Source organism: Ilumatobacter fluminis, from assembly GCF_004364865.1.
Lineage (GTDB): Bacteria > Actinomycetota > Acidimicrobiia > Acidimicrobiales > Ilumatobacteraceae > Ilumatobacter > Ilumatobacter fluminis.
Genome location: NZ_SOAU01000001.1, coordinates 881,089 through 899,613 on the forward strand (window position 1 = coordinate 881,089; position 18,525 = coordinate 899,613).

Annotated in this window: 16 protein-coding genes and 1 pseudogene; all 17 read left to right on the forward strand. The window is 66.9% G+C overall.

Annotated features, from left to right (window positions below):
- Positions 1-22 precede the first annotated feature (22 nt).
- Positions 23-904 (forward strand): QcrA and Rieske domain-containing protein, encoded by an 882-nt coding sequence (locus BDK89_RS03925; protein WP_133867709.1) that lies wholly within the window; start codon positions 23-25, stop codon positions 902-904.
- Positions 904-1,965 carry a c-type cytochrome gene (locus tag BDK89_RS03930; RefSeq protein ID WP_133867710.1) on the forward strand — a complete coding sequence of 354 codons (1,062 nt, stop codon included), beginning with the start codon at positions 904-906 and terminating at the stop codon, positions 1,963-1,965. Before BDK89_RS03925 ends, BDK89_RS03930 begins: the two co-directional genes overlap by 1 nt.
- Positions 1,965-2,801, forward strand: coding sequence for a hypothetical protein (locus BDK89_RS03935; protein WP_133867711.1), 837 nt, complete (start codon positions 1,965-1,967; stop codon positions 2,799-2,801). Before BDK89_RS03930 ends, BDK89_RS03935 begins: the two co-directional genes overlap by 1 nt.
- 4 nt (positions 2,802-2,805) lie before the next feature.
- On the forward strand, positions 2,806-3,315 hold the full coding sequence (locus tag BDK89_RS03940) for an NADH-quinone oxidoreductase subunit A (RefSeq protein ID WP_133867712.1): 510 nt from the start codon (positions 2,806-2,808) through the stop codon (positions 3,313-3,315).
- 12 nt (positions 3,316-3,327) lie between these two features.
- Positions 3,328-3,811, forward strand: a pseudogene (locus BDK89_RS03945) (NADH-quinone oxidoreductase subunit B); the annotation flags it as partial.
- A 105-nt stretch (positions 3,812-3,916) separates the two neighbouring features.
- The gene (locus tag BDK89_RS03950; RefSeq protein ID WP_133867714.1) at positions 3,917-4,435 is read left to right on the forward strand and encodes an NADH-quinone oxidoreductase subunit C; all 519 of its coding nucleotides are present in this window, start codon (positions 3,917-3,919) and stop codon (positions 4,433-4,435) included.
- A complete protein-coding gene (gene nuoD, locus BDK89_RS03955) occupies positions 4,432-5,805 on the forward strand; it encodes an NADH dehydrogenase (quinone) subunit D (RefSeq protein ID WP_243839085.1) in 1,374 nt (457 codons plus the stop codon). Before BDK89_RS03950 ends, nuoD begins: the two co-directional genes overlap by 4 nt.
- 5 nt (positions 5,806-5,810) lie before the next feature.
- Positions 5,811-6,431, forward strand: coding sequence for an NADH-quinone oxidoreductase subunit NuoE family protein (locus tag BDK89_RS03960; RefSeq protein WP_133867715.1), 621 nt, complete (start codon positions 5,811-5,813; stop codon positions 6,429-6,431).
- Positions 6,428-7,849 carry a complex I 51 kDa subunit family protein gene (locus BDK89_RS03965; RefSeq protein WP_133867716.1) on the forward strand — a complete coding sequence of 474 codons (1,422 nt, stop codon included), beginning with the start codon at positions 6,428-6,430 and terminating at the stop codon, positions 7,847-7,849. Before BDK89_RS03960 ends, BDK89_RS03965 begins: the two co-directional genes overlap by 4 nt.
- A gap of 1 nt (position 7,850) precedes the next feature.
- On the forward strand, positions 7,851-10,397 hold the full coding sequence (nuoG, locus tag BDK89_RS03970; RefSeq protein ID WP_133867717.1) for an NADH-quinone oxidoreductase subunit NuoG: 2,547 nt from the start codon (positions 7,851-7,853) through the stop codon (positions 10,395-10,397).
- Positions 10,397-11,659 (forward strand): NADH-quinone oxidoreductase subunit NuoH, encoded by a 1,263-nt coding sequence (gene nuoH / locus BDK89_RS03975; protein ID WP_243839087.1) that lies wholly within the window; start codon positions 10,397-10,399, stop codon positions 11,657-11,659. Before nuoG ends, nuoH begins: the two co-directional genes overlap by 1 nt.
- 70 nt (positions 11,660-11,729) lie before the next feature.
- Positions 11,730-12,389, forward strand: coding sequence for a NuoI/complex I 23 kDa subunit family protein (locus BDK89_RS03980; RefSeq protein WP_133867718.1), 660 nt, complete (start codon positions 11,730-11,732; stop codon positions 12,387-12,389).
- Positions 12,390-12,504: 115 nt separating this feature from the next.
- Positions 12,505-13,026: an NADH-quinone oxidoreductase subunit J family protein gene (locus BDK89_RS03985; protein ID WP_133867719.1), complete on the forward strand. Its 522-nt coding sequence runs from the start codon at positions 12,505-12,507 to the stop codon at positions 13,024-13,026.
- Positions 13,026-13,346, forward strand: a complete 321-nt coding sequence (gene nuoK, locus BDK89_RS03990; RefSeq protein WP_133867720.1) for an NADH-quinone oxidoreductase subunit NuoK — start codon at positions 13,026-13,028, stop codon at positions 13,344-13,346. The genes BDK89_RS03985 and nuoK overlap by 1 nt, the downstream gene beginning before the upstream one ends.
- Positions 13,347-13,349: 3 nt before the next feature.
- The gene (gene nuoL, locus BDK89_RS03995; protein ID WP_133867721.1) at positions 13,350-15,395 is read left to right on the forward strand and encodes an NADH-quinone oxidoreductase subunit L; all 2,046 of its coding nucleotides are present in this window, start codon (positions 13,350-13,352) and stop codon (positions 15,393-15,395) included.
- Positions 15,395-16,984 (forward strand): NADH-quinone oxidoreductase subunit M, encoded by a 1,590-nt coding sequence (locus BDK89_RS04000; RefSeq protein ID WP_133867722.1) that lies wholly within the window; start codon positions 15,395-15,397, stop codon positions 16,982-16,984. The genes nuoL and BDK89_RS04000 overlap by 1 nt, the downstream gene beginning before the upstream one ends.
- On the forward strand, positions 16,984-18,483 hold the full coding sequence (locus BDK89_RS04005) for an NADH-quinone oxidoreductase subunit N (RefSeq protein ID WP_133867723.1): 1,500 nt from the start codon (positions 16,984-16,986) through the stop codon (positions 18,481-18,483). Before BDK89_RS04000 ends, BDK89_RS04005 begins: the two co-directional genes overlap by 1 nt.
- The last annotated feature ends 42 nt before the right edge of the window (positions 18,484-18,525 follow it).

Sequence of the window (18,525 nt, forward strand, 5' to 3'; positions counted from 1 at the left end):
AGCGGGAAGGAGTAACACCACCATGAGCACCACCGCAGCAATCATCATCGGCGTCGTCGCCGTCGTCGTCCTCGCCGCACTGGCGTTCGTCACCCTGGCTCGTCGCAGCGACGTGCGCGGGGCCGGCGCGCTCAGTGCCGAGACGGTGAAACGCGATTCGACCGCCCGCAAGCAGCGCGCCGCCGTCGAGGGCGAGGCCGCCGCGGCCCGCACCGGCGCCGACGCCGAGGCCGAAGGCGTCGTCGCCCGAACCGGCACCGCCGTCGTGCCGGCGTCCGACGACACCGGGCTGGCCCCGTTCACCCCGCCCGACCCCGAAGAGATCGGCGTCAGCCGCCGCCAGTTCTTCAACCGTGCGACGATCGGCCTGATGGCCGCCAGCCTCGGCGCGTTCTCCGCAGCGGCGTTCGTCGCCTTCCTGTGGCCGACCAAGACCGGCGGCTTCGGCGGCAAGGTCAGCGTCGGCAAGCTGTCCGACGTCAAGACCGGCATCGCGTCCGGCGACGGCTTCTTCTACGCACCCGAGGCCCGCGCCTGGATCACCGAGTACCCGGTCGACGCGATCTCGAAGGCCGATGGCATCTATCAGGGCCCGCTGCTCGCGAACATGCAAGAGGGCATCATCATCTCGTACCAGAAGTGCCCGCACCTCGGTTGCCGCGTGCCCCAGTGCGTCTCGAGCCAGTGGTTCGAGTGCGGCTGCCACGGTTCGCAGTACAACCGTGTCGGCGAGAAGAAGGCCGGTCCCGCCCCGCGGGGCATGGACCACTTCGCCGCCGAGATCACCGGCGCCGGCGACGTCATCATCGACACCGGCACCGTGTGGCAGGGTCCCCCAATCGGAACGAACACGACCGGCCAGGAGGCTGAGGGTCCGCACTGCGTCGGAGCCGCTGATCACTGATGATTGCCCTGACCACCACATCGATCGCGTGGCTCATCTTCGCCGTTGTCCTCGGCGGCTGGGTCGTCTACGCGTTCCTCAACATCCGGCAGTCGCGCGACGAACTCGGTTCCGAGATCGAGCTCGCGGCCAACCGCAAGCCGTACTACGACGACGAGACGCTCGAAGGCTCGCGCCTGACGCGCGTCCTCGGCATGGGCGTCATCTTGCTGGTCGTGATCTCGATCGCGCTGCCGCTCTACTGGATCCTCGAACCCTCACGGCAGGCCGGAGCGCAGGCCGAGAAGGAAGAGAAGTTCATCGAATGGGGCGCCGACCTGTTCGCACCCACCGCTGACGGCGGCTTCAACTGCGCAGGCTGCCACGGTGGCATGGACGGAGCCGGCGGTGTCGCCGAGTACAACCTGACCGACCCCACCACCGGTGAGGTCCGAGTGGTCAACTGGAAGGCGCCGGCGGTCAACTCGGTGCTGTACCGCTTCAGCGAGGAAGAAGTGAAGTTCATCCTCGTCTACGGTCGCCCGTTCAGCCCGATGTCGCCGTGGGGCGTCGACGGCGGCGGCCCGATGAACGATCAGCAGATCGACACGCTCATCGCCTACATGCGCAGCATCCAGATCGAGCGCGAAGACTGTGGTGAGGGCGAGGAAGACGCCGGCACATGCCCGTCCGGTCATCTCCCGGTCGAGATCCAGGACAACATCGAACAGCTCGCCATGGCCTCCGTCGAAGACGGCACGTACGGCTCGTACGGCGAAGCGCTCTACAACCTCGAGTTCAGCAGCGGTGCCTACAGCTGCGCCCGGTGCCACACCCCCGGCTGGAGCTGGGACGAGCCCGGCGTCACCGGTCAGGGCGGCTTCGGCTGGAACCTCACCGGCGGCCGCGCCAACACCCAGTTCCCGGTCGAAGCCGACATGATCGACTTCATCGCGAACGGTTCGGAGAACGGCGCCCGCTACGGCGTGCAGGGCCAGGGCAGCGGACGCATGCCCGGCTTCGGTGCCATGCTGACCGATGAACAGATCCAGGCCATCGTCGAGTACGTACGGAGTTTGTGATGTTGGCGACGTTGTTGGCCATCGGCTGGGAGCCCGAGCTCCGCGGCCTGCTCACCGTGATGATCGGCGCCGCCGTCTGGATGGGCTCGATCTACCTGATCCTCGGCACCAACCTCGGTGCCCGACTCGGCTTCCTCGTGTCGCTGGCCGGCCTGTTCGGCTGGATGGCGCTGATGGGCGCCGTGTGGTGGATCTACGGCATCGGTCTCACCGGTGACGTTCCCTCGTGGGAAGGCGTCACCGGCAGCACCGTGATCCAGGAAGTCGACCTGCTCTACCAGGCGGGCGTGCTCGAGGAGCCGATCGAGGTCACCGTCGAGACGCCGTCGGCCGAAGCGGCCGAGGCCGTCGAGGCACAGATGCTGTCGCAGGGCTGGACCGAAGTCGACGCGTCCGCACCCGAGTTCGGTCAGGCGCAGGCGTCGGCCGAGATCTTCCTCGAAGAAGAAGACGCCCTCGAGGCGGGCAGCTACCAGGTCACCGCCGTCTACGAGGTCGACCCGCCCGCCGAGTCGGCGTACCCGAAGTTCGGCGAGAACGGTGAGTTCGACCAGCTCGCCTTCTTCCACAAGCCGTACTACACCCTCGTCGAGGTCGCCCCGTACGCCGAGGTGCTCACCGAGCCGGGCCGTGCGCCGATCGCCCCGGAGATCGACGAAGAGCGTCAGCGTCAGTACGTGTACATGATCCGCGACCTCGGTTCGCTCCGCGAGCCGGCCGGCTACATCACGATCGGTTCCACCATCGTGTTCCTGATGCTGTGCTGGCTGCTGCACCGCCGCGACCGCTTCGTCGCCCAGAACCTCGCCCGGAAGAGCGCGGACGCCACCGCCTGACACCATGGGTCAGTACCTTCCGCTCGTCGCCTTGATGGTGCTGGCCATCGCCTTCGGTGGTCTCAGCTTCCTGGCGTCGCGCCTGCTCGCTCCGCGCCGTCCGTCGATGGCCAAGGAAGCACCGTACGAGTGCGGCATCGTGCCATCGCGCGAGCCGCCCGATCGCTTCCCCGTGAGCTTCTACATCGTCGCGATGTTGTTCATCATGTTCGACATCGAGATCATCTTCTTGTACCCGTACGCGATCGAGGCCGGCGCGCTCGGCCAGTTCGGTTTCTGGGCGATCGCGCTGTTCTCGGTGATCTTCTTCCTGACGTTCGTGTACGAGGTCGCACGCGGTGGGCTCGAATGGGGCCCGATCCATCGCTACCGAGATCTCCGAGCCGACGCCGCGATGGTGTCGGCCGAGCGCACCACCACCACGACCATCCGTCGGGTCGGCCTCGAAGGCCGTACCGACCGTGCCACCGCTGGGGGAGCGGACGACACGCCATCGGAACACGAAGCTGCCTAGGAGGACACCCACATGGGGCTCGTCGACGACGTACTCGCTGATGGCATCGGCGGGCTGGGACACAACGCGATCACGGGCAGGCTCGAAGATCTGATCAACTGGGCCCGGTCGCGTTCGTCGTGGCCGGCCTCGTTCGGTCTCGCCTGCTGCGCGATCGAGATGATGGGCACCGGCGGTGCCCACTACGACATCTCCCGCTTCGGCATGGAGGTCTTCCGTGCGTCGCCGCGCCAGGCCGACATCATGATCGTCGCCGGGCGCGTCAGCCAGAAGATGGCCCCGGTGCTCCGCCAGGTCTACGACCAGATGATGGAACCCAAGTGGGTCATCTCGATGGGCGTCTGCGCCAGCTCCGGCGGCATGTTCAACAACTACGCGGTCGTCCAGGGTGTCGATCAGATCGTGCCGGTCGACGTGTACGCCCCGGGGTGTCCTCCGACGCCGGAGACGCTGATCCACGCGATCGAGACCCTGCACCAGAAGATCGAGGACGGCGAGATCCTCAAGCGTCGTGCCGAGACCGGTGCCGGCGCGAACCTGCACATCGAAGAGATCGCGCCCACCACCACGCCGGTCCTGCTCGGGACCAAGTGAGCAACCCATGAGCGACATCGACAACGACACCGACGCGCCCGAGATCTCAGCCGAGATCCCGACGGTGCACGACTGCATCGCCGGCGAGAGCTGTGGCCAGACCGTCGTGTTCCCGACGCGGGAGCAGTACGTCGACCTGGTCAAGAAGCTGGCCGACGACGGCTACTCGATGATCATCGATCTCTGCGGCGTCGACTACCTCGAGTACATGGATCGTCCGTTGCCCGACGACATCGTCGCCGAGCGCTTCGAGGTGGTCGTCAACCTCCTCGACATCACGCACCGTCGCCGCATCCGACTGCGGGTGCAGGTGCCCGAAGCCGAGCCGACGATCCCGACGCTGTTCGACGTCCACCCGGGCGCCGAGGCCTACGAGCGCGAGACGTACGACATGTTCGGCGTCGTGTTCACCGAGCACCCCGACATGACCCGCATCCTGATGCCCGAAGACTGGGTCGGCCACCCCCTCCGCAAGGACTACGCCGTCGGCAAGATCCCCGTCCAGTTCAAGGGAGCACACTCGTGAGCACGACGGAACAACCGGCCGTGACGGCCCAGCAGCCGTGGTCGCATGCGAATGTCGGTCAGACGACGGCCGGCGAGCAGGAGATGAAGCCGCGGTCGGAGACGACCGCCGAGGAGCTGATGCGCGAGATCGGCTCGGTCCTGCGCATGAGCGAGGCCGAGGCCGCCCAGCTCGGCGACCTGCCCGACGACCCCGACGACGATCAGACGATGATCATCAACATGGGGCCGCAGCACCCGTCGACGCACGGCGTGCTCCGACTCATGCTCGAGCTGCAGGGCGAGACCGTCCTGCGGTGCAAGCCGATCATCGGCTACCTGCACACCGGCATGGAGAAGACCGGTGAGCAGCTCACGTTCATGCAGGGCGGCACGAACGTCACCCGCATGGACTATCTGTCGCCGTTCAACAACGAGCTCGCGTTCTCGATGGCGACCGAGAAGCTGCTCGGCATCGACGGCGACATCCCCGAACGCGCCGTCTGGATGCGGATGCTGCTCTCCGAGCTCAACCGCATGTCGTCGCACCTGCTGTTCCTCGCCACCAACGGCATGGACCTCGGCGCCGTTTCGATGATGATCTACGGCTGGCGCGAACGAGAAGAGGTCCTGCGCTTCTTCCAGAAGGTCACCGGTCTGCGGATGAACCACAACTTCATCCGACCGGGCGGCCTCGCCGCCGACCTGCCGCCCGGCTGGCGCGACGACGTCCTCCGTCTGCTCGACCTCATCCCCGAGCGGCTCGAGGAGTACGACATCCTCATGACGGGCCAGCCGATCTGGCGCGAGCGTCTGCAGGGCGTCGGCGTGATCACGCCCGACGAGGCGATCGCCCTCGGCGCGAACGGACCGATCCTTCGCTCGACCGGCGTCCCCTGGGACCTCCGACGCGACATGCCGTACCTGAAGTACGACGAGGTCGACTTCGACGTCATCGTCGGCACCTACGGTGACGCGTACGACCGGTACGCGATCCGCCTCAACGAGGTGCGCGAGTCGATGAAGATCGTCCGCCAGATCCTCGACCGGATGCCCCAGGGCGATTACCGCATCCAGGACAAGAAGGTCACCCCGCCGCCGCGTGCCCGCATCGACGAGTCGATGGAGGCGCTGATCCACCACTTCAAGATCTTCACCGAGGGCTTCAAGGTGCCCGAGGGCGAGGTGTACGTCGGCATCGAGTCGCCGCGCGGCGAGATCGGTTGCTACATCGCCTCCGACGGTTCACCCACCCCGTACCGCATGCACATGCGCGCCCCGTCGTTCGCCAACATCCAGTGTCTGCCGCACATGCTGCGTGGCGGACTGGTGGCCGACGCGGTCGCGATCATCTCGAGCACCGACCCCGTCCTCGGCGACGTCGACAGGTAGGAACGATGAGTCGTTTGAATGACCAGAACGTGGCGCTGGCGAAGGAGATCGTCGCCCGCTACCCGAAGAAGAAGTCGGCGCTGATCCCGCTCGTGCACCTGAGCCAGGAACAGAACGGATACGTCACCGAGGAGGCGATGAAGCACGTCGCCGAACTCGTCGACGTGACCCCCGCCGAGGTGTACGGCACCGCTTCGTTCTACGAGATGTTCCGGTTCGAGCCGACCGGCAAGTACCTCATCAACATCTGCGGCACCATGAGCTGTGCGCTGATGGGCGGCCACGACCTCATGCACCACGCCGAGCACACGCTCGGCGTGAAGGCCGGTTCGACCACCGACGACGGTCTCATCACCTTGCAGCACGCCGAGTGCCAGGCCGCCTGCACCGAGGCGCCGACGCTCCAGGTCAACTACCGCCACCGGTTCCGGGTCACGCCCGCGGAGTTCGACGAACTGGTCGACGATCTGCGCGCGGGCAAGCTCGACGACGAGATCCCGCCGCACGGCACGCTCGGCCGCAACCGCCAGCACATCCCCGCCGACAAGGCCGTCGGCGCGGTGCCGCCCGACGAGGTCGACGGCGCACCCGCCTGGGTCACGATAAAGGAAGAAGGCGCTTCATGAGCGCGCACGGTTCGTACCCCTGGGCCGCCGGCTACTACGACGACGGCGATCGTCCGCAGATCGTCACCTCGCGCTTCAAGTACGAGGACTCGCACACCATCGACCGCTACCACGCCACCGGCGGGTACGAGGGGCTGAAGAAGGCCCTGTCGATGCCGCCCGAGGAGGTGCACGACGAGGTTCGCAAGTCGACCCTCCTCGGCCGTGGCGGCGCCGGCTTCCCCGCCGGCGTCAAATGGGGCTTCACGCCCCAGGGCGTGTGGCCGCGCTACCTCGTCGTCAACGGCGACGAGTCGGAACCGGGCACCTACAAGGACCGCCTCCTGATGGAGCTCGATCCGCACCAGCTGATCGAGGGCTGCCTGATCGCCTGCTACGCCGCCGGACTCAGCCGCTGCTTCCTCTACATCCGTGGTGAGATGGCGCTCGCGCACGAGCGGGTCGCCAAGGCGCTCGACGATGCCTACGCGCACGGCTACATCGGCACGAACATCCTCGGCACCGACTTCTCCGTCGACATCGTCCTGCACTGGGGTGCGGGTGCCTACGTCGTCGGCGAGGAGACCGCACTCATCGAGTCGCTCGAAGGCGAGCGCGGCATGCCTCGCCTCAAGCCGCCGTACTTCCCGGCGGCGATCGGCCTGTACGGCAAGCCGACGATCGTCAACAACGTCGAGACGCTCTCGAACCTGCCGTTCATCGCACTCAACGGCTCGGCCGCCTACACGGCGATCGGCACCGAGACGTCGCCCGGCACGCGCATGATCGCCGTGTCCGGCCACGTCAAGCGACCCGGTGTGTTCGAGATCGTGAACGGCTCCACCACCTTCCGCGACCTGCTCTACGGCGACGAGTTCAGCCAGGGCATGCGCGACGGCCGCGAGCTCAAGGCGTTCGTGCCCGGCGGCGGTTCCGCGCCGTGGTTCCTGCCCGACCAGCTCGACATCTCGTTCGAAGGTCGCGAGGCGGGCTCGGCCGGTTCGATGCTCGGCTCGGGCGCCGTGATGGTGATGGACGACACGACCGACATCCCGGCTGCGGCGCTCACACTCGTCAAGTTCTACGCCCACGAGTCGTGCGGCAAGTGCGTCCCCTGTCGTGAGGGCGGCACCTGGCTGTACCGCATCGTCGAGCGCATCGTCGCCGGCGACGGCACCGACGCCGACCTCGAGACCATCCGCGAGGTCGGGCAGTCGATCTGCCCCGGTGAGATGCCGCATGCGTCGAGCGAACGGCTCGGCCTCGAGGCCGTGCCGTTCCCGTACAAGATGACGACGATCTGCTTCGTCGGACCATCGGCGTACGTGCCGATCCACTCGGCGATGACCCTGTTCCCCGAAGAGTTCGAAGCGATCGTGACGAAACGCGAAGTGCGCACCACGATCCCGGTCACGGCCGTCCCCGTGGGAGGTGAGTGAGATGAGCGACGCAGACGAACAGCAGCCCGACACGCAAGAACCCGACACCGGGGCTGCCGACGCCGATGCCGCCGAGCGCGGTGAAGCCCATCCCGAGACCCAGGCCACCGACGCCGAAGCCGACGTCCCCGCCGACGACGATCAGCCCGCCGAAGCATCCGCCACCGCGGACGACGCCGACGCGATCGCCGACGAGACGCAGGGCGGCGACGGCGCCGACGACGAGGCACCGGCCGAACCCGACCCGAACCTCGTCCAGGTCACCATCAACGGCCGCGCCTTCGACGCCCACCAGGGCGAACTCGTCATCAACGCAGCCGAGCGTGCCGGCCACTACGTGCCCCGGTTCTGCTACCACCCGCGCATGTCGTCGGTGGGCATGTGCCGCCAGTGCATGGTCGAGATCGACACGGGTCGCGGCCCGATGCTGCAGCCCTCCTGCATGGTGAGCGTCGCCCCCGACATGAAGGTCGAGACCGAGAGCGACACGGCCAAGCGTGCCCAAGAAGGCATCCTCGAACTCCTGCTCGCCAACCACCCGCTCGACTGTCCGGTCTGCGACAAGGGCGGCGAATGCCCCCTCCAGGACCAGGCGTTCAGCCACGGTCCCGGCGAGAGCCGCTACGTGGAGCAGAAGCGCCACTACGAGAAGCCGATCCCGATCAGCGATCACATCCTGCTCGACCGTGAGCGCTGCATCCTGTGCGACCGCTGCACCCGCTTCGCGGACGAGGTGGCCGGCGACAAGCTGATCCACTTCATCGACCGTGGCAACTACACCCAGGTCGCCACGTTCCCCGACGAGCCGTTCGCGTCGTACTTCTCCGGCAACGTCGCCCAGATCTGCCCGGTGGGCGCCCTCACCGCCAAGCCGTACCGCTTCAAGGCCCGCCCCTGGGATCTCGAACAGGCCGACTCCACGTGCACGACCTGCTCGGTCGGTTGCCGGATCTCGGTGCATTCGAGCCGCGACCAGCTGCTCCGCTACCAGGGCGTCGACACCGGGCTCGACACCGACTCGGTCAACCTCGGCTGGATGTGCGACCGCGGTCGGTTCAACTTCGAAGCGGTCGAGTCCGAACTCCGCCTCGCCGACCCGCAGGTCCGCGGTGAAGCCGGCCTCGCCAAGTCGTCGTGGGCGTCGGCGATGTCGATCATCGAGCAGCTCCTGCGCCACGCGTCGAGCGTTGCGCTGCTCGGCGGTGCCCGCTCCACCAACGAGGGAGCATTCGCCTGGGCCAAGCTCGCCGACGCGATGGGGATCTCGTTCCGCGACGCCCAGCTCGGCGACGGCCTCCCGGCGGGCGTGCTCGACCTGCCGCGCGCCACGATCGACGACGCCGTCAACGCGAAGACCGTCATCCTGCTCGGCCCCGACCTCAAAGAAGAGCTCCCGGTGCTGTACCTGCGCCTCCGCGATGCTGCGGTCAGCGGTACCACCAAGCTCGTCGAGTTCTCGACGCAGGAGACCGGGCTCACCCGCTACGCCTGGAAGAGCGTCCGCCATGCCCCGGGCATGGGAGCGACCGAGATCAGCCGTGCCCTCGCCGACGCCGCGATGGCCGACCAGCTCGCGTCGGGTGAGGTCGTGATCGTCGCCGGTCGTGGCAACCTCGCCGCAAGCGAGGCGACCGCCGTCGCCGCGATCCACGCAGCCCGCGCCGCCGCCCCCGATGCGAAGGTGCTCCCGGCGCTGCGACGCGGGAACGTGGTCGGTGCGCTGCAGCTCGGCCTCGCGCCGAGCGATGCCGACCACGACGCGCTCGCCACCCTGCGAGCCTGCGCCGACGGCAAGGTCGACGTGCTCGTCCTGCTCGGCGCCGACCCGCTCAACGACTGCCCCGACGCCGATCTCGCCCGCCGTGGTCTGGCAGGCGCCCGCCGGGTCATCTCGATCGACACGCACCCGTCGGAGTCGACGCAGCAGGCCGACATCGTCCTGCCGGCTGCGGCGTTCGCCGAACAGTCGGGCACCACGACCAACCTCGAGGGTCGCGTCACCGACGTCGCCCAGAAGATCACCGCCAACGGAACCGCCCGTCCCGACTGGATGATCGCCTCGGAACTGGCTCTCCGCATGGGCCACGACCTCGGGTTCGAGACGATCGAGCAGATCACTGCCGCGATCGCCGCACTGCCGGGCTTCGCCCCGGCCTTCGACGGCGGGTTCGCCACCGGCTCGCTGCCGGCGCTGCCCGACGCCTCGACGAACGACCAGGTGCCGAGCGGCTACGACTTCCGACTCGTCGTGAGTCGCAAGCTGTACGACCGGGCGGTCAACACGGTCATGGCACCGTCGATCGCCAAGCTCAACATCGGCGCCGGTGCCCGCGTGCACTCCCTCGACCTGCCCCGGGTAGGCGTCGACGACGGCACCGACGTGAAGTTGATCAGTGCGACCGGTTCGGTCGTCCTGCCGCTGATCGCCGACGACTCGGTCCAGCGCGGCACGATCTGGGCGCCGTTCAACATGGCCGGCGCCGACGTCACCGATCTGGTCGACGCCACCGCGCCCGTCACCGACGTCCGCATCGAGAGGTTGACCTGATGCCTGCATCACTGCTCGCCGCCGATCCGCTCCTCGACACCGACGACTGGTGGTGGCAGGTCCTCGCCATCGTCGCCGGCAAGGTCCTGGCGATCTTCGTCATCGGTCTCGTCGGCACCATGTTCATGGTGTGGTTCGAGCGCAAGATCGTCTCGGGCATGCAGAACCGTGTCGGCCCCAACAAGGCCGGCCCGTTCGGTCTGCTCCAGACGCTCGCCGACGGCACCAAGCTGTTCTTCAAAGAAGACCTGCTGCCCGACAAGGCCGACAAGTGGGTGTTCCGCCTCTCGCCGTTCCTGGCGTTCGTGCCGGCGTTCCTGCTGTGGGCGGTCATCCCGCTCGGCGGCGACTTCACGAACGGCAACGACGGCACCGTCACGATGTTCGGCTACGAGACGCGTGTCCAGCTCGTCGACGTGCCGATCGGCATCCTGCTCGTGCTGGCGCTCAGCTCCATCGGCGTCTACGGCATCATGCTGGCCGGCTGGGCGTCGGGTTCGAAGTACCCGCTGCTCGGCTCGGTTCGTGCCACGGCCCAGATGATCTCGTACGAAGCCGCGCTCGGGCTGAGCCTCGCCGCCGTGCTGTTGATGTCGGGCACCTTGTCGACGGCCGGCATCGTGCAGGGCCAGGACAGCCTGCTCGACTGGAACGTCGTCGCCACCGGCTTCATCCCCTTCGTCGTCTTCCTGATCGCGATGACGGCCGAACTCAACCGTCCCCCCTTCGACCTCGTCGAGGCCGAGCAGGAACTCGTCGGTGGCTTCAACACCGAGTACTCCTCGATCCGCTTCGCCCTGTTCTTCCTCGCCGAGTTCATGAACGTCATCACGATGAGCGCCATCATGGTGACCCTGTTCTTCGGTGGCCCGCAGCCGCTCAAGCTCGGCGATCTGCAGCTCGGCGGCATCATCGAGGACGGCAACATTTTCGCCTGGGCTGGTCCGCTGTCGGGCACCATCTGGGTCGTCCTCAAGACGCTCGCATTCCTCTACGCCTACGTCTGGTTCCGTGCGACCCTGCCCCGATTGCGGTACGACCAGCTGATGGACTTCGGCTGGAAGCTGCTGATCCCGATCGCGCTCGGCTGGTTCCTCGTGCTCGCGGCGCTCGAGATGGTCCGCGATCGCTACGACGGCTGGGAGCCGTTGGCGATCACCGTGGTGATCAGCCTCGTCGTGCTCGGCATCGCCTACGGACTCTTCAGCCTCGCGATGGGCGTGGCGAAACGCAATCGAGAGCAGGAAGGGCCGGCGTACTGATGTCTGCGCTCGATACCGCTCAGATCGGCGTACCGATGTCTGCGCTCGAAACCGCACAAGGAGGGATCTGATGGGATACCTCGACGGATTCGCCGTCACCATCCGCCAGCACCGCCTCTTCGGCGGCAAGCAGGTCACGACCGAGTACTCGGGCGGCCGCACCGCGAAGAAGCGCGGCAAGGCGACCGACCCCGACGTCGACCACGACGAGAAGATCGACAAGCCGGAGCGTCTGCACGGCCGTCACGTCCTCAACAAGTACGAGGACGGGATGGAGAAGTGCATCGGCTGCGAGCTGTGCGCGGGCGTGTGCCCGGCCAAGTGCATCTATGTGCGCGGCGCCGACAACGATCCGCTCAACCCGACCTCGCCCGGCGAGCGGTTCGGGTTCGTCTACGAGATCAACTACCTCCGGTGTATCCACTGCGACCTGTGTGTCGAGGCGTGCCCGACCGAGGCGATCACCGAGACGAAGCTGTTCGAGTTCAGCTTCACCAATCGTCAGGACGCGATCTACACCAAGAACGAGCTGCTCGTCGACGACGAGGGCAAGCCGCGCGCTCAGCCGTGGGAAGACTGGCGCGACGGCGAGGACGAGCTGACGTCCGGCTGGATGCGTGCCACGTCGCCGTCGGGTGACGCGACGTTCCGCGGCGTCGTCGGCTGGAGCAACGAGCTCGGCCACGGCGAGCGTGCCCCCGAACCGCCCCAAGAGGAGTCCGACCGATGATGACGACCTCTCACAGCGACGCAACGAGGGAAGCGCCAGCGACGAGTTGCACGGAGGGAGCGGCCGAAGCGCAGCGGAGGCCAGTCCCGACCATCGACGCGGGGGCGGACCAGTGATGGAACTCGTCGTGTTCGTCATCGCCTCGGCGATGGTCCTCGCCGGGGCGTTGGGTGTGGTGTTGCGGAGCAATCCGGTCCACGCCGCGCTCTCGCTCGTCCTGACACTGTTCGGCATCGCCGTGCACTTCGTCGCGATGGAGGCCCACTTCCTCGCGGCGGTGCAGGTGATCGTGTACGCCGGCGCGATCGTCGTGCTGTTCCTGTTCGTCATCATGTTGCTGGGCGTCGACAAGAGCGAAGACCTGTCGGTCGAACCGTTCCCGATCCAGCGCCCACTCGCGATCGTGATCGGCGTGTCGCTCGCTGCGCTCGTCAGCGCCGCCGCTCTCCGCGCCAGCGACACCCTGCCCGAAGGCACACCGCTCGAGGCCGACGGCGACAGCAACATCCGACAGCTCGCCCAGAACCTGTTCAGCGACTACGTGTTCGCGTTCGAGTTCACCTCGGTGCTGCTGATCGTCGCCGTCGCCGGCACCGTCATGCTCACCCGCAAGGAGAAGAAGGGTGGTGAGTCCTGATGCTGCTCGCCGCCGCTGAGCCCACCGCGACCTGGTACCTGATCCTGGCCGCGCTCGTGTTCGCCATTGGTTCGGTCGGACTCATGGTCCGCCGCAACCCGCTCGTGATGTTCATGTGCATCGAGCTGATGCTCAACGCCGTGAACCTCACCTTCGTCGCACTCGCCACACGCTTCGGGAACATCGACGGGCAGACCGCCGTGTTCTTCGTGATGGTCGTCGCGGCCGCCGAGGTCGTGGTCGGCCTGGGCATCATCATCTCGGTCCTGCGGCGTCGCCCCGGTGCGACCGCCGACGATCTCGCAGAGCTGAAGGGATAAGCCGTGCTCGACGTCATCTGGTTGATCCCTGCCTTCCCGCTGTTCGGGTTCTTCACCCTGCTGCTGTTCGGGCGCAAGCTCGGCGACCCGAAGGCCGGCTACTTCGCCGCCGCCATGGTCCTCGCCTCGTTCGTCGTTTCGGTCGGGGCCTATTTCGACCTGCTCTCGATGGACGAGCACGATCGCAGCCATGTCGAGACGCTGTTCTCGTGGGTGCCCGTCGACTCGTTGCAGATCGACATGGCCTTCCTGGCCGACCCGCTCAGCATCGTCATGTGCCTGTTCGTCACGGGCATCGCGTTCCTGATCCACCTGTTCGCGATCGGGTACATGCAGGGCGACGAGAAGTTCTCGAAGTTCTTCCTGTACCTGAACCTGTTCGTGCTGTCGATGACGCTGCTGGTGCTCGGTGAGAACCTCCTCGTCACCTTCCTCGGCTGGGAAGGCGTCGGCACCTGCTCGTACTTCCTGATCTCGTTCTGGCACACCAAGGACGCGAACGCCACCGCCGGCAAGAAGGCCTTCGTCACCAACCGCATCGGTGACTGGGGCTTCATGCTCGCCATGTTCCTCGGCTTCAAGGCCGTCGGAACGGTCAGCTACTTCGGTCTCAACGAGGCCGCCGAGTTCGGCGCCCTCAGCGAGACGACGGCGACCGGCATCGCACTGTTCCTCTTCATCGGCGCGGTCGGCAAGTCGGCCCAACTGCCGCTCTACGTCTGGCTGCCCGACGCCATGGCCGGCCCGACGCCGGTGTCGGCGCTCATCCACGCCGCCACGATGGTGACCGCGGGCGTGTTCCTGATGACCCGCATGAACCCGATGCTGGCGGCCGCCGCACCCGAGGTGTCGACACTCATCGCGTGGGTCGGTGGCATCACCGCCCTGTTCGCCGCGACGATCGCCGTCGCCCAGCAGGACATCAAGAAGGTGCTCGCGTACTCGACGGTGTCCCAGCTCGGCTACATGTTCCTCGCAGTCGGGTCGGGTGCGTTCGTCGCTGCGATCTTCCACATGGTCACCCACGCCTTCTTCAAGGCGCTGCTGTTCCTCGGCTCGGGTTCGGTGATCCACGGCATGCACCACGAGCAGGACATGCGCCACATGGGCGCCTTGCGCAAGCTGATGCCCGTCACCGCCGCCACGTTCATCATCGGCTGGTTGGCGATCGCCGGTGTGCCGCCGTTCGCCGGCTTCTGGTCGAAGGACGAGATCCTGTTGTTCACCCTGGCCAAGGGCGGGGCGAGCGCCACGGTGCTCTACGTCATCGGTCTGGTCACCGCCCTGCTGACCGCGTTCTACATGACCCGTCAGGTCATCCTCGTCTTCTTCGGCAAGGCCCGCTGGGGCAGCCACGCCAACGAGGCCGAAGCGGCGCATCTGGTCGACGCCGACGACGGTTCGGCCGACACCGCAGCCGACACCGCCGATGCCGAGGCCGAGGCGCTCGACGACCACCAGCCCGAGACGCACGGCGCCCACGGCGAGTTCAAGCCGCACGAGTCGCCGTGGATCATGCTCTTCCCGCTCGTCGTGCTGGCGTTCCTCTCGACCGTCGGCGGAGCACTCAACCTGCCGTCGTTCTCGTTCATCCCGAAGGACTGGCAGCACAAGCTCGAGCACTGGCTGCACCCCGTCGTCGAGGTGGGAGAAAACCACATCACCGACACGTCGGCGTACGACGCAAAGGGGCTGCTCGCCCTGCTCGCCATCGCCGTGGCGCTGGCAGGCATCGCCCTGGCGGTGGCCGTCTACGGCAAGAAGGCGATCAAGCCGATCGAACCGAAGATCCTCGCCGACGGCTGGCGCTACGACGCCGCAATCAGCGCCTTCATGGGCGGCCCCGGTCGCAAGGCGTTCGAGGCGATCGCTTGGTTCGACCAACACATCGTCGACGGCGCCGTCAACGGCACGGCGAAGCTCGTCGGCGGCACCGGTGCGGGGGTTCGCAAGCTCCAGACCGGCAATATTCGTAACTACGCCGGCATCGTCGGCATCGGAGTCGTGTTGCTCTTGGCCTGGTTCGTGATCGGTCGGGGGGTTCTGTGATGCACCACAGCGAACTCTCCTTCCCCATCCTCACCGCGCTTGTGCTCATGCCGGCGATCGGCGCCGCGCTCATCGGGCTCATCAGCTCGCGGCAGGCCCAGTACGCCAAGTTCGTCGCCGCCGTCACCTCGGTCGCCACCGGCGCCATGGCCATCTGGCTCACCGCCGAGTTCGACCAGCACGACGACGGTTTCCAGTTCGTGTCCAAGCAGCCCTGGATCGAGGAGTGGGGCATCTCGTGGCACCTCGGTGTCGACGGCATCTCCCTGTTCCTCGTCCTGCTCACCGGCGTGCTGTTCCCGCTGGCCATCTTGGGCATCGATCCGCACAACGACGAACCGGGACGTGACAAGCCGTACTTCGCATGGCTGTTGCTGCTCGAGGCCGGCGTCATGGGCTCGTTCCTGAGCCTCGACCTGTTCCTGTTCTTCGTCTTCTTCGAGATCGTCCTCGTCCCGATGTACTTCCTGATCGGTGGCTGGGGCTACGAGGGGCGCGTCTACGCGGCCACGAAGTTCTTCCTCTACACGATGACCGGTTCGGCGTTCATGCTCGTGTCGATCATGGCGACCGCCTACATCGCGAGCCGCAACGGCGTCTCGGGCGTCACCTTCGATCTCGTCGAGATCGCCGAGAACGCCGAGTTCGCGGCGTCGACCGGGCGGTGGTTGTTCTTCGGCTTCGCCGTGGCGTTCGCCGTCAAGGTGCCGGTCTTCCCGCTGCACACCTGGCTGCCCGACGCCCACACCCAGGCACCGACCGCCGGTTCGGTGGTGCTGGCCGGTGTCATGCTGAAGCTCGGCACGTACGGCCTGATGAGGTTCGGGCTCTACCTGTTCCCCGAGGCGTCGTACTGGAGCCGTTACCTCTGGCTCGGTCTCGCGGTCATCGGCATCATCTACGGCGCCATCGCGGCGACGATGCAGACCGACCTCAAACGACTCGTCGCCTACTCGTCGGTCGCCCACCTGGGTTTCATCGTGCTCGGCACGTTCGCATTCACGAGCCAGGCCGTCACCGGTTCGGTGATGCAGATGGTCAACCACGGCGTGTCGACCGGTGCCCTGTTCTTGATGGTCGGTTGGATCTACGAGCGGCGTCACACCCGCCAGATCGCCGAGCTGTCGGGCCTCCAGAAGGTGGCTCCGATCTTCGCTGCCGGCTTCATGGTGGTCATGCTCAGCTCGATCGGCGTCCCCGGCCTGAACGGGTTCGTCGGCGAGTATCTGATCCTGATCGGCACCTTCCTCGCCGAGCCGTGGTACGCGGCGATCGCCGCCACCGGCGTGATCCTGGCAGCGCTCTACCTGCTCTGGGCCTACCAGCGGGTGTTCCACGGCGAGCCCGGCGAAGCGAACGAAGGCTTCGCCGAACTCAAGCTCAAGGAAGCCGCGACGCTGCTGCCGTTCATCGGCATCATCGTCTTCACCGGTGTGTACCCCAAGCCGATGCTCGACCGCATAGAGCCCGCCGTCGACCGCTTGATCGGCCACATGGAGTCGGTCGCCGACTTCGAGGCGCCGACGCCCGATGAACCGGTGATCGTCGAGCACGACGACACCGAGGAGACCGAGGAGGGCGATCACTGATGCTGGCCCAAGACCCCAACTTCGTCGCCCCCGAGATCGAGTGGTGGCATCTCAGCCCGATCCTGACACTCGTCGGGGGTGCGCTGCTGCTCCTGCTCGTCGGCGCGCTGACTCTGCGCTGGCCGAAGGGTCTCTACGGGATCGTGACGATCCTGACCGCCGCCGTCGCCGGCGTATTCGCGTTCCTCCAGTGGGGTGACATCGATGACAACGGCCCGGCCACGATCGTCGACGGTGCGCTGGCCTACGACCATCTGACCCTGTTCCTGACGATGACGATCTGCGCTGCGCTGGTGCTGGTCGCGCTCGTGACGATCGACGAGCTCGCGATCGCCGGCAAGGACGCGCCCGAGATGTACGCGATGTTCCTCGTCGCCGCGACGGGCGGCATCGTCATGGCGTCGGCGAACGACATGATCGTGTTGTTCCTCGGCCTCGAGACGCTGTCGCTGGCGCTCTACGTCCTCGCTGCGTCGTATCGCACTCCGGAGAGCCAGGAGTCGGGCCTCAAGTACTTCGTGCTGGGTGGCTTCGCCTCGGCGGTGTTCCTCTACGGCATCGCACTCGTCTACGGCGGCACCCAGTCGACCAACATCTCGGAGATCGCCGCATCGTTCACGACGAACGTCTCGCTCGACGGCGACTCCACGCTGGTGTTGGCCGGCCTGGCACTGCTGATCGTCGGCCTCGGCTTCAAGGTGGCTGCGGTGCCGTTCCACGTGTGGTCACCCGACGTCTACCAGGGCGCCCCGAACCAGGTCACGGCGTTCATGGCGTCGGTCGGCAAGGCGGCCGCCTTCGCGGCGATGCTGCGAGTGCTCCTCGTCGCCCTGCCGTTCCAGCGCGACGACTGGCGCCCGGTCATCTGGGTGCTGGCCGTGTTGTCGCTGGTGATCGGGTCGCTGCTCGCCGCCGTTCAGACCGACGTGAAGCGCATGCTGGCCTACTCGTCGGTCAGCCACGCCGGGTTCATCCTCGTCGGCGTCGAAGCCGCCGGGCACGCCGGGCCGAACAGCGGCATGGAGAGCGTCGTCGAGTACCTGCTCTTCTACTCGGTGCTCACGATCGGCTCGTTCGCCGTCGTCGCCGTGGTCGCCCACTCCAACGGTGGCGACACGTCGATCTCGGCCTTCAACGGCCTCGCTCGTCGCCGTCCGGCCGTCACGCTGGCCCTGACCGTGTTCCTGCTGGCCCAGGCCGGCGTTCCGTTCACGACCGGGTTCGTCGCGAAGTTCGGCGTGATCCAAGCCGCCGTCGACGTCAACAGCTACGCGATCGGCATCATCGCCATGCTGTCGGCCGTGATCGCGGCGTTCATGTACCTGCGCATCATGGTCAGCGCCTGGCTCACCACCGACGACACCGACGCTCCGAAGGAGCAGGTCCCGTTCGCCACGGCGCTCGCCGTGGGCGTCGCGGCGGTGTTCACGGTCGTCGTCGGCATCTACCCCGAGTGGCTGCTCGAGGCGGCCGAGTCGGTCGCCATCTACGCCCGCTGACCTCGCGCAGGCAGCGCCTGCGCTCTGACGCTCGAACCGGGG